The sequence below is a fragment of the Achromobacter spanius genome (genome assembly GCF_002966795.1).
GTDB classification, from domain to species: domain Bacteria; phylum Pseudomonadota; class Gammaproteobacteria; order Burkholderiales; family Burkholderiaceae_B; genus Achromobacter; species Achromobacter spanius_D.
Genome location: NZ_CP023270.1, coordinates 5,094,086 through 5,109,774 on the forward strand (window position 1 = coordinate 5,094,086; position 15,689 = coordinate 5,109,774).

14 protein-coding genes are annotated in these 15,689 nt (G+C 66.1%); 5 read left to right on the forward strand and 9 right to left on the reverse strand.

Translation table 11 applies throughout. From position 1 onward, the window contains the following. Positions 1-18: 18 nt before the first annotated feature. From CLM73_RS23155 to CLM73_RS23165, 3 genes are all read left to right on the forward strand, one after another. The gene (locus CLM73_RS23155; RefSeq protein WP_105240415.1) at positions 19-1,239 is read left to right on the forward strand and encodes an MFS transporter; all 1,221 of its coding nucleotides are present in this window, start codon (positions 19-21) and stop codon (positions 1,237-1,239) included. Between the two features lie 239 nt (positions 1,240-1,478). Next, positions 1,479-3,560: a PIG-L family deacetylase gene (locus CLM73_RS23160; RefSeq protein WP_105240416.1), complete on the forward strand. Its 2,082-nt coding sequence runs from the start codon at positions 1,479-1,481 to the stop codon at positions 3,558-3,560. Positions 3,561-3,631: 71 nt separating this feature from the next. Further along, on the forward strand, positions 3,632-3,808 hold the full coding sequence (locus CLM73_RS23165) for a DUF3606 domain-containing protein (RefSeq protein ID WP_105240417.1): 177 nt from the start codon (positions 3,632-3,634) through the stop codon (positions 3,806-3,808). Between the two features lie 54 nt (positions 3,809-3,862). On the opposite strand, the gene CLM73_RS23170 is transcribed toward CLM73_RS23165, so the two are convergent. Together CLM73_RS23170 and CLM73_RS23175 are read right to left on the reverse strand one after the other, a co-directional pair. After that, complete coding sequence (locus tag CLM73_RS23170) at positions 3,863-4,195, reverse strand: four-helix bundle copper-binding protein (RefSeq protein WP_105240418.1); 333 nt, start codon at positions 4,193-4,195, stop codon at positions 3,863-3,865. Positions 4,196-4,320: 125 nt separating this feature from the next. Further along, positions 4,321-5,106 carry an enoyl-CoA hydratase gene (locus CLM73_RS23175; RefSeq protein ID WP_105240419.1) on the reverse strand — a complete coding sequence of 262 codons (786 nt, stop codon included), beginning with the start codon at positions 5,104-5,106 and terminating at the stop codon, positions 4,321-4,323. A 97-nt stretch (positions 5,107-5,203) separates the two neighbouring features. Here CLM73_RS23175 and CLM73_RS23180 point away from each other — a divergent pair, with 97 nt between their 5' ends. Continuing rightward, the gene (locus tag CLM73_RS23180) at positions 5,204-5,818 is read left to right on the forward strand and encodes an ABC transporter ATP-binding protein (RefSeq protein WP_105240420.1); all 615 of its coding nucleotides are present in this window, start codon (positions 5,204-5,206) and stop codon (positions 5,816-5,818) included. Between the two features lie 21 nt (positions 5,819-5,839). On the opposite strand, the gene CLM73_RS23185 is transcribed toward CLM73_RS23180, so the two are convergent. The 5 genes from CLM73_RS23185 to CLM73_RS23205 all read right to left on the reverse strand — a co-directional run bounded on the left by CLM73_RS23185 (position 5,840) and on the right by CLM73_RS23205 (position 13,437). Then, positions 5,840-6,616, reverse strand: a complete 777-nt coding sequence (locus CLM73_RS23185) for a hypothetical protein (RefSeq protein ID WP_105240421.1) — start codon at positions 6,614-6,616, stop codon at positions 5,840-5,842. 86 nt (positions 6,617-6,702) lie between these two features. Continuing rightward, the gene (locus CLM73_RS23190) at positions 6,703-8,157 is read right to left on the reverse strand and encodes a DUF1254 domain-containing protein (protein WP_105240422.1); all 1,455 of its coding nucleotides are present in this window, start codon (positions 8,155-8,157) and stop codon (positions 6,703-6,705) included. Between the two features lie 450 nt (positions 8,158-8,607). Further along, a complete protein-coding gene (locus CLM73_RS23195; protein ID WP_105240423.1) occupies positions 8,608-9,807 on the reverse strand; it encodes a PepSY-associated TM helix domain-containing protein in 1,200 nt (399 codons plus the stop codon). Beyond that, a complete protein-coding gene (locus CLM73_RS23200) occupies positions 9,807-11,969 on the reverse strand; it encodes a TonB-dependent receptor (RefSeq protein WP_105240424.1) in 2,163 nt (720 codons plus the stop codon). Before CLM73_RS23200 ends, CLM73_RS23195 begins: the two co-directional genes overlap by 1 nt. Positions 11,970-12,387: 418 nt before the next feature. After that, positions 12,388-13,437 (reverse strand): hypothetical protein, encoded by a 1,050-nt coding sequence (locus CLM73_RS23205; protein WP_105240425.1) that lies wholly within the window; start codon positions 13,435-13,437, stop codon positions 12,388-12,390. Positions 13,438-13,515: 78 nt separating this feature from the next. Between CLM73_RS23205 and CLM73_RS29020 the strand changes: the two genes are divergently transcribed. Then, complete coding sequence (locus tag CLM73_RS29020) at positions 13,516-13,941, forward strand: hypothetical protein (RefSeq protein WP_158685917.1); 426 nt, start codon at positions 13,516-13,518, stop codon at positions 13,939-13,941. 80 nt (positions 13,942-14,021) lie between these two features. Here CLM73_RS29020 and CLM73_RS23215 read toward each other — a convergent pair whose 3' ends face one another. Further along, on the reverse strand, positions 14,022-15,065 hold the full coding sequence (locus CLM73_RS23215) for a hypothetical protein (RefSeq protein WP_105240427.1): 1,044 nt from the start codon (positions 15,063-15,065) through the stop codon (positions 14,022-14,024). 141 nt (positions 15,066-15,206) lie between these two features. Beyond that, entirely contained in the window at positions 15,207-15,656 is a 450-nt protein-coding gene (locus tag CLM73_RS23220) for a DUF6389 family protein (RefSeq protein WP_105241685.1), read from the reverse strand. Positions 15,657-15,689: the final 33 nt, after the last annotated feature.

Genomic DNA, 15,689 nt, shown 5'->3' on the forward strand with positions numbered 1-15,689 from the left:
CCTCTCTTTGTAGTCTCCATGTCCCATTCCGTTTCCGCGCAGCACCGGCCCGCCCTGGTGCTGCTGGCGCTTGCCGTTGGCAGCTTCGCGATCGGCACCACCGAATTCGCGACGATGAGCCTGCTTCCCTATTTCGCCCAGTCGCTGGGCATCGACGCCCCCACCGCCGGCCACGTGATCAGCGCCTACGCACTGGGCGTCGTGGTGGGCGCGCCCATCCTGGCCGTGCTGGGCGCCCGCATGCCGCGCCGCCGGCTGCTGATCGCGCTGATGGGTCTGTTTGCCATCGGCAACGGCCTGAGCGCCATCGCCCCCAATTACCACTGGATGCTGTTTTTCCGCTTTCTTAGCGGTCTGCCGCATGGCGCCTACTTCGGCATTGCCTCGCTGGTGGCCAGTTCCATGGTGCCGGCCAACCGGCGCACCGTGGCCGTGGGCCGCGTGTTCCTGGGCCTGACGGTGGCCACCATCGTCGGCGTGCCGCTGGCCAACTGGCTGGGCCAGGTCATCGGCTGGCGCTGGAGCTTCGGCCTGGTGTCGCTGCTGGCGGTGCTGACCATGCTGAGCGTGCGCGCCTACGCGCCGGACACCGCCGCCGATCCCAAGGCCAGCCCGCTGCGCGAACTGAGCGCGCTGGGCCGCGGCCAGGTCTGGATCACGCTGGCGATTGGCGCCGTCGGCTTCGGCGGGCTGTTCTCCATCTATACGTATCTCGCAGACACGCTGACCGCCGTCACGCAGGTGACGCCAGGGATGGTGCCGTTGGTGCTGAGCGCTTTTGGCGTTGGCCTGACGGTGGGCAACATGGTCGTGCCGGTGTTTGCCGATCGCGCCGTCATGCGCACCGCGGGCCTTCTGCTGCTGTGGTCGGCCGTGGTGCTGGCCCTCTTCCCGTTCATGGCGCACAACGTCTGGCTGATCACGCTGAACGTGTTCCTGGTGGGCGTGGGCGGCGCGCTGGGCACCGTCTTGCAGACGCGTTTGATGGACGTCTCGGGCGACGCCCAAGGGCTGGCCGCGGCGCTCAACCATTCGGCCTTCAACACGGCCAACGCGCTCGGCCCCTTCCTGGGCGGTCTTGCGATTGCCGCCGGGTTCGGCTGGACGTCGACCGGCTGGGTCGGCAGCCTGCTTGCGATTGCCAGCATGCCGCTGTGGTTGTGGGCGGTGATGCTGGAACGCCGGACGCGCACGGCGCGCGCGGACAAGCTGGTGGTCAGCACCGAATCGGCGCGTTGAACGAATAGGGGACGTCATGATTGGCGTCCCCTTTTTCATGCTCCCTCAGATTATTTACGCGTCCCCTTTTCACTTCGCCTCTGCCTCACAGACGTCCCCGTTTATCGCATTGCAAAACGTCGGCCCCGCACCACACCGGGCAAGCGCCTATTGCAGCCCGCGTCCGCGTCGCAGCTATACTTTCCGCACTCTTTACCACCTCAAGACGCGCTGCACCTCCAACCTGCAGCGCTTTTTTTATGCCCGCTTTGACTGCCTTGCTGCGCCCGCTGTGCCAGGCGCTTTGCTGCCTGGCCGCAGCCCTGTTCTCCACCCAATCCTTGGCCGCGCCGCCGTCGCTGGCCGAGTGCCACGGCATCAAGGACCTGGCCTTCGTCGCCCACCTGGATGACGACCTGCTCTTCATGAATCCGGACGTCGCCTCGAACATCGAGGCCGGCGGCTGCGTGCGCCTGGTCTACCTGACCGCCAGCGACGCCGGGGAAGGCGAAGGCTACATGCTGGGCCGCGAGCGGGGCGTACGCGCCGCCTACGCCTACATGGCGCATCAGCCCGACGCGTGGAAGGAAGACACCGGCATCGTCGCGGGCCGCCAGATTGCGCGCTTTACGCTGACCGGCAACCCCCGGGTGCAGCTGTGGCACATGCGGCTGAAGGATCCGTGGCTGGGCAAGGGCTGGGGCAGCCTGACGCCGCTGAGCCGCACCGAATCCGAACCCAACCAGAATGTGGATACCCTGGGCCCGCATCCCGAGGTCTACACGCGCGAGCAGCTTGTGGACACGCTGGCCGAAATGATCCGCCAATATGGCCCCACCACCGTGCGGCACCTGGACGACACGATCAGCGTGCCCTACACCCAGCTCTGCTGGCGCTGCGCGGGCCACGGGCACCCCGACCACATCGCCAGCGCACGGCTGGCGCGCGAAGCCATGCTGCGCGCGCCCGGCAACTATGCAGAAACGGGTTACATCGACTATCCCAGCCAGGAACGCGCCACCAACCTCGCGGAAGCGGAAATCGCGAGCAAGTCGGTGATCTTCCAGCACTACGCGTGGAACGACTACCACTACTGCGCCGGTCCCAAGGGCTGCCAGGAACCCGCCGGCCCCGCTGCCGCATGGGTCCAGCGCGCCTATTACGTGTCACGCCACGACGTCGCGCCGCAGGTTTACCCCGACGGCCGCGGCGGTCTAGTCGTGTTTGCGGCGGGCGAGACCAACGCCGCCGTGAACAGCTGGGATTCCGGCGAAAAGCGCTGGCACAGCCTGGGCGGCCGCACCACCGGGCCCGTGGTGTCGTTTGCCCACGCCGACGGCACGGCCGGCCTGATGGCGCGCGACCCGCTCGGCGGCGTCTGGGCCAACAAGCAGCGCCATGACGGCACCTGGCAGGGCTGGCAGGCGCTGGGTGGCCTGCGCGTCACGCAGATCCCGGCCGTCGCGCCACGCGGCGAGGCCGCCGCCGTCGCGCTGGGCTATGACGGCGTGCTGCACTGGATCGCGCCGTCCGGCATCGACGGCAGCTGGAGCACCTGGCAGGCGCTGCCGCCGCTGGAGGGCGCCTCGGGTTCCCCCGCCGCCGCGCGCGGTTCGGATGGGCGCTACGTCGTGTTTGCGATCGCCGCCAAGGGCGAACTCTTCTATACCCGCCAGCTCCCGGCCGCCAAGGGCCAGCGGTCGGAATGGCAAGCCTGGCGCCGCGTCGCCGCGCCGGAAGCCGCCGGCGGACTGGCCGCCATCCGCAACCACGAAGACCGCGTCGAGCTTTACTTCCGGCAGCGCGCCAACAACCACCTGACCAAGCTGGTCGAAGCGGGCGACACCACCGATCTGGACATGGACTGGAGCGCCCCGACGGACATGGGCGTGCCGTTCATTGGCCGCCCCGCCATCCACGCCGGTAATGACGGCCAGGTCGTGCTCGCCATCCTGGAGCGCGCGGGCGGACAGCTCTGGCTGCTGGAACACGGCAAGCTCGGCAAGCTGGACGCCGACGCCGCGTCGCCCCCCGCCATCAGCCTGGTCGACGGCACGCTGTACGTCGTTGCCCGTGCCGCGGGCGCGCCGCAGCGCTATCAAGTGCTGTCGCGCCGCAGCGGCACCTGGGCCGCCAACCTGACGCTGGACGGCGTCCCGGCCAGCGGCGGCGGTCCGTTCACGGCCGTCGCGGCGCGTCCGACTGACCTGCCCAATCTGGGCGCGGCCAGCGCGAACAAGACCGTGGTGGTCCGGCCGTCCACGGCTGAACCGGATGCGCTGACAGTCGAACGCATGCCCGCCCAGACCTCGCGTGTGGCGACCCCGACCCGGGTGCAATGACCGGGGCGCCCGCCGGCAACGGGCATGCGGCTTGCTGACCTCCGGGACGTCTCAACCCGGAGGATGGAAACATGTCAGACGACCTGAGCAAGCGCGGTCCCCAGGACCGTTCCCGGATCAACGTCAACGAACCGCACGAGCTGCGCTACTGGACTGAGGCGCTCGGCGTCAGCGAATCCCAACTGCGCGACGCTGTGAAAGCCGTGGGGCCGTCGGCCACCGCCGTGCGCGAGCATCTTCGGAAGTGATCCGAACGAGGCCCCGCTTGCGGGGCCTGCCATTGCTTGCCCTCTTCAGAATCGCTAAGACGCCATCTTGACGCAGCTCTCGGCGCATTCGCGGCACACGCGCGCGCAGTCGGCCATGCCTTCAATGCCCTCGCAACTGGCCGCGCAGTCGTCGCAGATCGCGGCACAGGCGCCGCAGATGACCTTGTGGTTTTCCACGCCCACCAACATCGAGTGCGCTGCGGTGCGGCAGATTTCGCTGCAGCCCATCATCAGCCGGAAATGATGCGGCTCGACGTGCTCGCCCCCGGCTTCCAGGCAATGGTGCATTGCAGTCTTTACGCACGTGCGATAACAGGTCAGACAGCTATCGATGCAGCGTTCCATTTCATTCGCTTCGGCAATCATGTCGGCTCCTTGCGCGATGACAAGCCTTGCTGTCAGCACATGGCGTTCCTGTCCGGATGCGCGAAGCAGACCCGCGCAAACACTGCAGCCGACGGCCAGCGGCGGGCCGCGCCCCGCCTTCTTGCCTAGCGATGCCGCTTGCGCGCCAGGAACGGCGCCATGCACTCGCGCGGCTCGTCAGTGGTAAAGGCCTCACCGAAAGCTTCGACGCTACGGTCCAAACCCGCCTGGATCGACGATTCTGTCCAGTAGCGCAACAAGGCCTTCTGTGACCGCACGGCGCGCGGACCGCTGGCGGCAATCGGCGCCACGGTGCGTTCGACCAGCGCGTCCAGCCCGCCCGCCTCGCATAGGAATTCAAGAAACCCCCAATCCCGCGCCTGCGCCGCATCCACCGTTTCGCCGGTGAGCAGCAGCCAGTTGGTCCGGCCCTGGCCGATCAGCGCTGGCAACAACAGCGCATGAATTACGGAGGGAATGCCGACGCGCACCTCGGGCATGCCGAAGACCCCGTCCGCCGAGCCCAACCGGATATCGCAGGCGGCCGCCAGCTCCATGCCGGCGCCCAGGCAGAAACCTGGCAACCGCGCGATGGTCGGCACGGGAATGTCCGCCACCGCCTCGCAAAGTTCGCGCAGCCGCGTGATGAACGAACGCGCGCCGGGCGGATCCAGCTCGGCCATCTCGTAAATATTGGCCCCGCCCACAAACGCCCTCTCGCCCGTCCCGCGAACCACCACCGCGCGCGCGTCGTCCTGCGCCGCAATCCAGCGCGCCGCCTCGGTCAGACTCAGCGTGACGGCCGACGCCAGGATGTTCAGGCTCTTGGCGTCGTGGATCTGCAGGGTGTAGACGCCGCGTGCGTCGCGCGTCACCAGGGCATGGGTGAATTCAGGAATGGGCGCAGTCATGAAGTCTCCGGTTTTTGTGTGGGGGTAGCCGCCGATGCTAACGGCCGCGTCCGGACACCACAACCCACGGCCGGCTTTCCTCTCGTACACTTGCCGCATGCTACGCATCGAAAATCTCAGCAAGCGCTACGGCGACTACATCGTGTTCCAGGGACTGACGCATACCTTTGCGCCAGGATGCGTGGCGCTGTGCGAAGAGGACAGCACCGGCAAATCCAGCCTGCTGAACATCATCGCGGGCGCCCTGGCGCCGGACGGCGGCGACGTGCACATCGACGGCCACTCGCTGCGCGATGCACCGCAAGCGGCGCAATCCCGGCTGGCCTACGTGCCGGACAACTGCATGGCGTTTCCCGAGCAGACGGGGCGCGGCCTGCTGGAACAGGCGGCCCAGGCCAAAGGCGTGATGCTGGACGATTCGATCCGGGAACTGGCACGTCAGCTTGGCCTTGAGCCGCATCTGGACAAGCGATTCGAGCAGATGTCCACGGGCACGCGGCGCAAGGTCTATCTGACCGCCGCCGCGCTGGGCAATCCGGCGGTCGTCGTGGCCGACGGGCCCAGCAATGGGCTGGACGCGCAGGCGCGCGGCGTGCTGGCGGACGTCTTCAAGCGCTGGGCGCAAGATCGCGTCGTGCTGTTTGCCAGCCATGACCCTGAACTGGTGCAGGCCTGCGGCGCCGCGACCGTCAACGTGGCCGACCTGCGCTGAGCGCAGCGCCGGGCAGCGCCATCAGAACCGGATCGTCACCCCCGCGATCGGCCCCTGCAGCACCACGTCGTACTTGAAACCGTTGCGTTCGTAGTCCACGCCCATCGCGCGGTAACCGACGACGGCCGACACCGACCTGTTGAAGCTGTAACCCACGCCCAGTCCCAGGTCCCAGTCCGCCTGCGCGCCGCCCGCGCCGATCATGCCCCAGCCCGTCAAGTAAGCCTTGGAATGAAAGTTGTAGGTGCCGCGAACGCCCACCATGGCGTCCACCCACGTCGCGCTGTCGCTATATTTTGTGCCGCGTGTCAGCGGGCCATTGAACCTGATGCTGTTGTCCACCGACCAGACCCGCAGGCCGCCCACCACGTCCAGGCTGTGCTCTGACCGGTCCAGCACCGAATAGCCGGCGCCGATCATGCCCGTGAACGACTCGTTCTTCACGTCCGCGCTGTCGGCCAGGATGCCCCGCGGCGTGTCGCCTTGCGCGCCGACCTTCACGTACAGCAGGTCGCCAAAGATGCTGTACCTTCCCTTGCGCGCATCGCCCATCAGCATGGCCGCGAAATCCAGGTTGTCGAAGATCTTGTCGAAGCTCGCATCGACGTCGACGGGGGGCAGCCGCCGGTGCGTGATCTTTCCCGACAGCGCCGGCGCCCATAAATACGGCGACACCGAGAACTGCCATTCATCGGAAGCGGCCGCGCTGACGGCGGGCGCGGCCTGCGGCTCGGCCGAGATCACGGCCCCGGCATGAAGCGCCGCGCATGCCGCACAGGCAATGACGTGCATTTTCATCGCGTATCCTCCGGCCCGAAGGCGTATCCAGACAGGCGGGCCACGCCCCGGAAACGCCCGGGGCGCGCCCTGCCGCCATGACCGCGTCAGCTCACCCGCCGCACTGGCGGCACGGTCCACGAGCCATTGATGATGGAAGGATCGCTTTCGTTCGGCCAATAGAGCCGCATCATCAGAATGAACCGGCCTTTGGGCGCCGGCAGCCAGTTCGACTCCATCTCCGGACCTGGCGATTCGTTCTGGATCAGCAGATCAATCGACCCGTCCGGCTTGCGCTTGAGCGGCTGGCGTTCGCTGATGGAATAGCGGTTCAGCGGGTTATCGACGAAGAAGTAATTCTGGTCATACATGGTCAGCGACCAGAACCCCGACACGGGCGGCGCCATCCCCTTGCGGAAGGACAGCACGTACTTTTCCGAGCCGTGGTATTCGCGCTGGATCGCGCCATTGGCCGAGCGCAACGAGGTCGGATAAACCGCGTCCTGCGGCCGGTTCGCGCCCAGCCCGATCGCGGTGATCAAGGCGCGCTGCAGGTAGTTCGTGCCGTAGATCCCCGTCTTGGTCGTGAAGCCCCAGCCGTCGATGTGCTGGATGTCGCCATCGTTGGACCGGAAGTGCGCCATGATGCGTGCGAAGCCGGTTTCCGGCACTCGCTTGGCGAAGTCGGCGGGCAGTTTGGACTTGTCGAAATCCTGCCCCGGCACGATGCCGATCGTCGCCAGTTTCTCGACCATGGGCGCGTCTGCCGCGGTCGGCGGATTGCGCTTGAGCAGCTGCGCGAACAGCGAGAAATACTCGGTCGCATCCATGTTGTTGACCTGGTCGCGCACCGGCGTTTTCATGTCGATGGCCGAATCGACCTTGCCCTGCGGCGCCTTCCAGTCCTTGCCCCAACCACTCAGCGGCGCGAGCTTCACCTGGTCCTGCAGCTTGTGCACTTCGGCGTAGTCTTCGGGCGTGCCCGTGCAATAGATGCGGCCCAGCAGCCAGACGATGCTCGTCGGCGACTTGTACTGCTTCATGCCTTGCGGCACGGTCCCTTCCCAGCCCGGCCCCGTCACGATGAAGGTCTGCGCGCCGGTGCCGGTCGTGCGTTTGCCGGGGACGTCGAACACGGTGGTCCAGCCGTCCAAGAGCGGAAACAGCGCGTAGCGGCCGTTCAGATCGGGCAGGCTGACGACCCAGGGCTCGTCGCCCACGTCGAAGAATGACGTGGTGTACAGCGTGTCGGCGTTCGGCGCCGTCACGTCTCGGAACTTGGCGTCCGGATACTGGCGCAGCTTGATGAGCTGGCCCATCGGCGCGCGCGTGCCCTTGGGTTCGGCGACGTTGGTGATCACCCGGCGGGTCATCTCCATCGTCACCAGCGGATAAGCATAGATGTAGGCGTCGGTGGCCGTGACGAAACGGTCGTCGGCTTCCGGCAGATTTGCCACCAGCCCTTCAGAGGCGGCGGCTGAGGCCCGGAACGCCGGCCCCAGCGATCCTGCAGCCAGCAGGGCCAATCCCCCTGCGTTCAGTTTGCGGCGAGTTAGCTTCATTGTTATCGCTCCTAATGGATGTACTTGGCGAAGTTCACTAAGGGGACTTCCAACATGCACGACGATATTTTTTCTAGCTAATACGCATTCGGTGTCGATGTGGCGGGCACGCTCCGTGGATCAAGGTCAGAGGGAAAGACGGGAAACGGGCGGCAGCACGCGGCCGCAGGACGAGGCGGCGATCTTGCACGCGGGCGGGGGAAGACGGCTTGTGCCTGAAGCGCACAAGCCTGCAAGGAGGGGGTGGACGTCCAAGAATGGGCTCCCTGAAGAACACAGAGAAAACGCACCACTGAAGACTTTCGGCTGCGGACCATCCATACGGTCGATTCGCGCGAAGGCAAATCGGCCTTGGTCAATCTATGCGCAGTTATTCGGCCACTCAAGTAGCCGGAATGACTACGACCATCAACCGTTAGTAGCAATCCGGCAAGGCGTCGGGCGCGAAGTTCAGGCCCGCCCCGCGCGACGCGCCGACACGTCCCGCGAACGGCGCTTCTTCCACCAGATCACCACGCCCGTCACACTCAGCATCGCGACCACCAGCCCCAGCGCACAGACCACGATGCGGCCGGCAAGGCCGCCAATCTGGCCGCTGTGCAGCGGAAACTGCATCTGTGTAAAGACGTCGGCCGCCGTGCCGCGGCCGGGCTGCGTCACCCCCACCAGCGCACCGGTGTGCGCGTCGTAGTACAGCATGGGCGATCCCAGGCCACGCCCCCGGTCGTAATGCGACGGCCACAACAGCGCCAGGTACAGACCCAGTTCACTGAAGTGACTGACGCCGCTCACGCGCTGCCGCCACCCCTGCGCCTGGGCGTGCGCGTCAGCGCGGGCGCGGATGGCGTCAAAGCCCACCACCGGTAGCGCATCGCGGCCCGCAGGCGGCGTGCTGGCCGTGGGAATCGGCGTCAACGTCGACACGGCCGACAAGGCCGGTCGGAACAATTCTTCGCGCAGGTTCAGGTATGCGCTGCTCAACGCCAGCAGCACCAGCGCCAGCCATAGCCACAACCCAAAGGCGCGGTGCAGATCCAGGTTCAGCCGGTACGATCCCGCGCCGCGCTTGATAAGCCACGCGGGCTTCCATTTCGCCACGCGCAGCCCGCCACGGGGCAGGGTCAGGTAGAAGCCGACAAAGCTGTCCACCAGCCAGATCAGCGCGATGCCTCCCATGAACCACCACCCCCACAAGCCCGGCACATACAGGCTGTGATGGATCTGCAGCATGAAGGGCACGAAGCTTTCGGCCTGCAGGCAACAGGCCCGGCGCGAGCGCTTGCCCTGGATCTCGCCGGTGCCGGGATCGACGTACACCTCGTCGAAGCCCAGCGGCGGATTCCCCGCGCGCGCCGACACGAACGCCAGCGCCGTGCGGCCGGGCGTGCCATCGTGCGTCACGTAGTCGACCCGCAGCGCGGGATCCGACGCCTCGATGCGCGCGGCCAGCGCATCAAAGCCCAGCGGCGGCGCGGCCGATCGCGCCTGGTGAAAGCGGGGATTGAGCCAGGCATCGATGTCGTGGCCAAACGCCAGGATGCTGCCGGTCAGCCCCGCCACCGTCAGAAACAGCGCGGTCAGCAGACCGGCGTAGCGGTGCAGCCAGACCCATGTCTGGCGCTCTCCCAGCCGATGCCGGCCTGCAGCCATCAGAAGTCGACGCTGGCCGACAGCATGTACGTGCGCGGCGCGGCGGACGTGACCATCTGGTACGCGGGCGACGAATCCCAATACCGGCGGTTGAACACGTTCTCCACGGCCGCGCGGAACACCACGTTACGGTCGGCGATGCGCGTTGCGTAGCGTGCGCCCACGTCAAAACGCGTCCAGGCCGGGACGGTCGCGTTGTTGTCCGCGTCCCACGGGATGGAAGACGTGTAGATCATGCGCGCCGTGGCGGTCAGGCCGGGCACCTGCGCGATGTCGTACTCCGCGCCCAGCTTGACGGACCACGTCGGCACGCCCGACGCCTTGGCGCCGTTGAATTCGCCACCCGGGGTTTCGGTCAGGATCGCGCGGGTCCACGCCACGCCGCCCAACAGCCGCAGACCGCGCGCGGCCTCGCCTGCGACGGACAACTCCAGTCCGCGATTGCGCTGCTCGCCGGCCAGACGATACACGTTGTCCGCGCCCAGGAACCCGCTGGGCCGCTTGATCTGAAAGGCGCTCAGGGACGTGAAGAACGTGCCCCAGTCCATCTTGGCGCCCACTTCAAACTGCTTGGACACGAACGGCTCGAACACCTCGCCCGCGTTCACTGCCGTGGCCGGCGCCACCGCGCCTTGCGCCAGCGCCTCGACGTAGTTGGTGTAGAGCGACAGCTTGTCGGTCGGCTTGACGACGAGGCCCACCGCCGGCGTGTTGGCGCTGCGGGTGTAGTTGGACTGCCACGCGCCGGTGTTCCAGACGTAGGAATTCACGTCGATCTTCTGATGCCGCATGCCCAGCGTCAGCAGCACGCGCTCGTCCAGCATCGACAAGGTGTCGGTGATGGCATAGCTGCGCAACGTCATATCGTTCTGCGGCACCATCGTGCCGTCCAGGCTGAAGTTGTCGGGCTCCGACAGGCTGCTAGGGTGATAGATGTTGCTGAATTCGTTCCACGACGACTGCGGCTGATAGGCGCTGACCTTCGAGTCGTAGTCGGTCACCGCCAGCACGGCGCTGTGCTTGATGGGACCGGTGTCGAACTGGATGCGCGTGTTCAGCTCGCCGCTGCGCGTCTTGTTGCGTTCCTTCAGCCCGAACGCCGTGAAATCCAGGTCGCCGGCGTCGTTGATGATGACGCCCCACGGCGAATTGGCCTTGCGCGTCGTCTCAGCCAGCCCGAATGCGCCGCCGATGCTCCAGTTGCGGGTCAGGTCGTATTCGGCGCGCACCATCGCAAACGCATAGTCCTTGTCCTGATACGACCACGACGGATAGGGATTGATGTCGCCGCGCGGCGCCGACGGCGGAAATGCGGTCGTGACGAAATAGTTGTTCCGCGCGCCGCTGACCTTCTGGTTGCTGGCGCCCAGATCCGCGCTGGCCCGCAGCCGCTCGCCGCGGTAGTCCAGCCCCAGCGTCACGTTCGAGGCGCGTGGCTTTTCGTTATCCACCGAGCCTTCGCCGTCGCGATAGGCGGCATTGAGCCGCACGCCAAACTTGTTGTCCTGGCCAAAGCGCCGGCCGATATCCACGTTGGCGCCCAGGTTGGCGTCACCCACATAGCTGGTCGTGAAACGCGTCAGCGGCGTGTCGTCTGCCCGCTTGGGCACCAGGTTGATCGCGCCGCCCGCCGTGCCGCGCGGCGCGCTGCCGTTGAGCAGCGTGCTCGGCCCCTTGAGGACTTCGATGCGCTCCAGCCCTTCAAGCTGCACGCCCTCGGAATTGGCGATGCCGTACAGACCGTTGAAACCGATCTCCGCACGGTTGACGGCAAAGCCGCGGATATTGAAGTTGTCGAAGAACCACGGCCCGGCACTGACCACGCCCGGATCGTTTGCCATCACGTCCGCCAGGCTGCGCGCCTGCTGGTTCAACACCAGTTCCGACGTGTACGACGTCACGTTGAACGGCGTGCTCATCATGTCGACATTGCCCAGCATGCCCAGCCTCGCGCCGCGCGCGATCTGGCCGCCCGCGTAAACCGGCGGCATTTCATCCGGCTTGTTCTCGCTGGCGCCCGTCACGGTGACGGCGGGCAATTGGGGAACCGGCTGATTGGCGCCGGACGTCTGCGCGAAGGCGGTGGGGCCGAAAGCGGTGGGCGCGCCCAGGGCGGCGGACAAGGCGATCGCGAGCTTGCGGCGACGGGTGGGGACAGGCATGCAGTGCTCCAGGTTCTGTACGAAGGACGGCGGGCGCGGCGGACGTTCGACGGGTCGATCTGCCGATGCGTCGGCGCTCGGGGAATGCGCTTGGGTGATGCTGTCAATCGCGCTCGCCCGCGAGAAAAACCTTCGATTGCCGTATGCGCTGCCGCCGGGCAAGCGCAATGCGCCCGCCCACTCGCGACGGCGAGGCGATGTCGGAAATTCCCTCTCGAAAAGCGAGCGGCCTTGCTGGTTTTTATTGTCTTTATGCGCCGGCCCGCCGGCGTACCGAAACGTTCCGCCGAAGCCGAAACGCCCGCTGCATTGGTACGTAGACCGGAGATCCGCACGGACGGCATAACCGCCCGCACAGATGTGTCCGAGTATAACTAAGAATCAAACTCATTCAATATGAAATTTTCGCGATTCCGTATTACTTGCCCTTGCCCAGCGACAGCGGCACGCCCCACACCGGGTCCTGCATGCCCTGCTTGCCCAACGGCGTGATCTGCATCGGCTTGAGCTTGGCCAGCAGCTCGCGCTGCGCGTCGGTCAGGTTGGTGCGCTGCGCGAAATACTTCTGCGCGAAGTCTAACGGCGCCGGCCACGTGTACACCGTGAAGTCCTCCAGCGGGCACTCGATCATCTTGGGATCGACCGCGCGGCAGGCGGACTGCTTGAACTGGTAGCTGGGCGTCTTCATGTGCATGCGCTGGCTCAGCACCAGGTCGCCGCCCTTGAGCGTGAAGCTGGCCAGCGCCAGCTTGGGCACCACACGGGATTGCACCTTGATGGCGGGGATGTCGCGCGACGTGGTGTCTTCGTAGTAGCCGGCACGCGATCCCGGCGTGGTCTCGGTGACCTGCTGCTCGCCCCAGGCCACGCAGGCGCCGGATGCGCGGTGCACGGCCGTGCAGACCTTCTGCGTGCGGGTCTGCGTGTTCGTCGTGCCTTCGTGCCAATTGGTCTCTTTGTAGAACTCGCGATACAGCTCCGGCGACAGATACGTGGTGCCGTTGGCGCCGCGGCCCGAGCCAACCGGTCCGGCTTTCGCGCCGACCTGATTGAGCGTGGCATTGAGCTTGTAATCGTCCCCGCCCGTCAGCAGGTACTTGCCGGGCGGCAGAATGTGGACCTCGAAGGCCTTGAACAGGTAGGTCGTGTCCTTGTCGCGTTGCAGCGAGTTGTTCTGGAACTTGCGCCCGAACGTGATGCGCGGATCGGGCTCGAACATCCAGACGGTGTTGCCGGTCCACGTCGTCATCTGCATGGCGTCCTTCAGCGTGGCGTGCGGCATCAGGTCCGCCACCAGCACCACCGACATGCCATCCTTCAGCGCCTCGCCGATCAGATCGACCAGCTGCCCATAACGCTTGTCGTCCGCGGTGCCCTCGCCGTTCGAATCCGGGATCGTGACGCAGCCCGACAGGGTCAAGGCAAGGGTCAGGGCAGAAAGAGCAAGTCGCGGGCGCGGCAGGGACATGGAATCGATCCTTAGGGGAATGGACTGGAGCAATGTGCGCGCATCCTACCGGCTCTGGTACGGATCGCAATATTCGGTTTGTCCGCTGAAACACATGGTGATGCCGCCAAAGGCTTGGGAAGCGCTTGCGCCCGTCTATCCCGGATCAAACAGGCGTCATTTATTGTTGCGATTGTTTCTGACGCCCGGTTGCATGCCGGCCTTGCGCCTGAACCATCGATCAGCGTGATCTCCGCCGCGCAACGCGCGGAGTATCGCGCCGTGCCGGACAAGGGCTATCACGCGCGGATCGAACTCGTTGGCGGCGAGCCGGCAACCGTGCTGCAAAGCCTCGAACACGGAGCCGATGCATGGTGGACAGTCGATGCCGCCGCCCTGCCCGCGCCGAATATCGTGACCGAAAGGCAAGCGAACCTGCGCGAGACCTGCTACGCGACCATCGCGCGCTGCGCGGCATCGTCCCGCAGGACACACCGCACGGCCCCGATGCCTACGCCGTCGTAGGCGTCTACGAGTACGAATTCGCCTTCGCCACCGGCACGCTGCAGGTGCGCCGCCTGCCGGGGTGAAGGCGACAGGCGTTATCAGGCGGCCCGCACGAAGAGCGCCAGGCGGTTCCAGTAATCGACCCCGAGCAGCAAGCGATCACCCAGCGGCTTGAAGACGTAGTCGCCGCCCTGGTTGTGCTGCATTTTGACCAAGCCGCCTTCCTGGCGGGCCTTCATGGTCATCGATCCGTCGCCCTTGACGCTTCCGTCCGCGGCAAAGACCAGTTCACGCAACGTGCCGATGGGACGCTTGAAGGTGCCCTGCGGCAGTTGAGCCGGCGCGGCCTGTGCCAGCGCCTCGGCCGTCAGCGGCGCCAGGCTGTCGGCCAGCGTGCAGGCATCGGCGCTGGCGATCGGCGCGGCGCACGCGTGTTGCAGCATGGGCCGGGCATCCAGGTATCGGCCCGCGGTCCAGGCTTCTTCAGCCGCCAGCGTGCACGTGCTGGCGGAAATGCCCTTGAGGCACGCGGCCTGCAGCGTCTTGTGCGCCGCCTCGCCCAACGGCGCGGGCTGCCCATCTTCGCCCGGTTCCAGTCCACCCGCTTCGCGCCAGGCATCCGGCAGCTTCTTGCACACGAACGGCAGGCCGCTCGCGCACATGCTCTCCAGTTCCTTGACGGACGTCTCGTTGTAGGCGTTCAGGCAATCCATCAAGCCCGCCTTCCAGCACAGCGGCCAGACCTTGGTCTGCGGCAGTTCCGTGGGCGCGGCGCACGGCGCGGGCGTCTTCAGGACGTAGACCTGTTCGAAACCCACGTCGATCGACTTGCCGTCCGGGGCAAGCTTGTATTCATCGTCCAGGCCGAGATCCAGGTTATAGAAGCCCAGCTTGCCGTTTTCGATCTTGAAGTAAAGCAGCTCGGGACCGTTCAGCGCGCTCTTGCGGATGAGGTTGGAACTCAGCACCTGCATCTGGCCTTTGCCGCCGTCGTACTCGTACAGTCCGCACTGAAGCGGCGCGGAAGATTGCGCGTGCACGGCCGGGGCAAGCAGCGCCGAAAGCAGAAGGACAGGCAACGTCGCGCAAATACGATGGAGCGATTGCGCGATGCGGCTGCGCAAGCGGGAATGACGGTACATGAGATCAAGCCTTTTAGAGATTCAAGACGCGCGGCATGACCGTGCGCCGGGCGGTCTGCGCCCGCCGGCATTCTAAATAGGCTGGATGTCACTGCGGCGAAAAACGCCCGGACTGTTTGATCTGTGTTGAACGAAACCCGCTTATGCCCCTGGCAATGCGCGCGGCAGATCCGTGCCGTAATCGTCATGGGCGTACACCATCGCCGGCAAGGGCGACACGAGGCGGCCACCCTGCTCCCATAGCGTTTCGACCCATTCGGCTGCCACGTCGGCAACCGCGTCCTGCACGCAGAACGCCGGCTCGCTGGAGAACATGGGCACCGGCGGCTCCAATCCTTCTTCGCCGTGCACGACGTCAAAGAGATCGCGGTAGCCCTCGATGGCCTTGTTGAGCACATACAGATCCGGCCCTTCCAGGCCGATCACCACCGAGAAGGTCCCCTCGCCGCCCTGGTCGGGAAAGATGCCGAACTGGATTTCGCGCGCCTTCTCGGGCAACCGCGCGAACATGCCGGCCAGCGTTTGCAGTGCGGGCGCCGTGTGCGCGTCCAGGATGCGGCGCAGCGTGTCTTGATAGTCGTGTTTCGTCATCGCGCCAGCATAGCGCATGGCGGCACGGCATCA

Bases quoted from the DNA above. Each gene is read 5' to 3' on its own strand.
- CLM73_RS23155 (WP_105240415.1), top strand. From the start codon at position 19: ATGTCCCATTCCGTTTCCGCGCAGCACCGGCCCGCCCTGGTGCTGCTG.
- CLM73_RS23160 (WP_105240416.1), top strand. From the start codon at position 1,479: ATGCCCGCTTTGACTGCCTTGCTGCGCCCGCTGTGCCAGGCGCTTTGC.
- CLM73_RS23165 (WP_105240417.1), top strand. From the start codon at position 3,632: ATGTCAGACGACCTGAGCAAGCGCGGTCCCCAGGACCGTTCCCGGATC.
- CLM73_RS23170 (WP_105240418.1), bottom strand. From the start codon at position 4,195: ATGATTGCCGAAGCGAATGAAATGGAACGCTGCATCGATAGCTGTCTG.
- CLM73_RS23175 (WP_105240419.1), bottom strand. From the start codon at position 5,106: ATGACTGCGCCCATTCCTGAATTCACCCATGCCCTGGTGACGCGCGAC.
- CLM73_RS23180 (WP_105240420.1), top strand. From the start codon at position 5,204: ATGCTACGCATCGAAAATCTCAGCAAGCGCTACGGCGACTACATCGTG.
- CLM73_RS23185 (WP_105240421.1), bottom strand. From the start codon at position 6,616: ATGAAAATGCACGTCATTGCCTGTGCGGCATGCGCGGCGCTTCATGCC.
- CLM73_RS23190 (WP_105240422.1), bottom strand. From the start codon at position 8,157: ATGAAGCTAACTCGCCGCAAACTGAACGCAGGGGGATTGGCCCTGCTG.
- CLM73_RS23195 (WP_105240423.1), bottom strand. From the start codon at position 9,807: ATGGCTGCAGGCCGGCATCGGCTGGGAGAGCGCCAGACATGGGTCTGG.
- CLM73_RS23200 (WP_105240424.1), bottom strand. From the start codon at position 11,969: ATGCCTGTCCCCACCCGTCGCCGCAAGCTCGCGATCGCCTTGTCCGCC.
- CLM73_RS23205 (WP_105240425.1), bottom strand. From the start codon at position 13,437: ATGTCCCTGCCGCGCCCGCGACTTGCTCTTTCTGCCCTGACCCTTGCC.
- CLM73_RS23215 (WP_105240427.1), bottom strand. From the start codon at position 15,065: ATGTACCGTCATTCCCGCTTGCGCAGCCGCATCGCGCAATCGCTCCAT.
- CLM73_RS23220 (WP_105241685.1), bottom strand. From the start codon at position 15,656: ATGACGAAACACGACTATCAAGACACGCTGCGCCGCATCCTGGACGCG.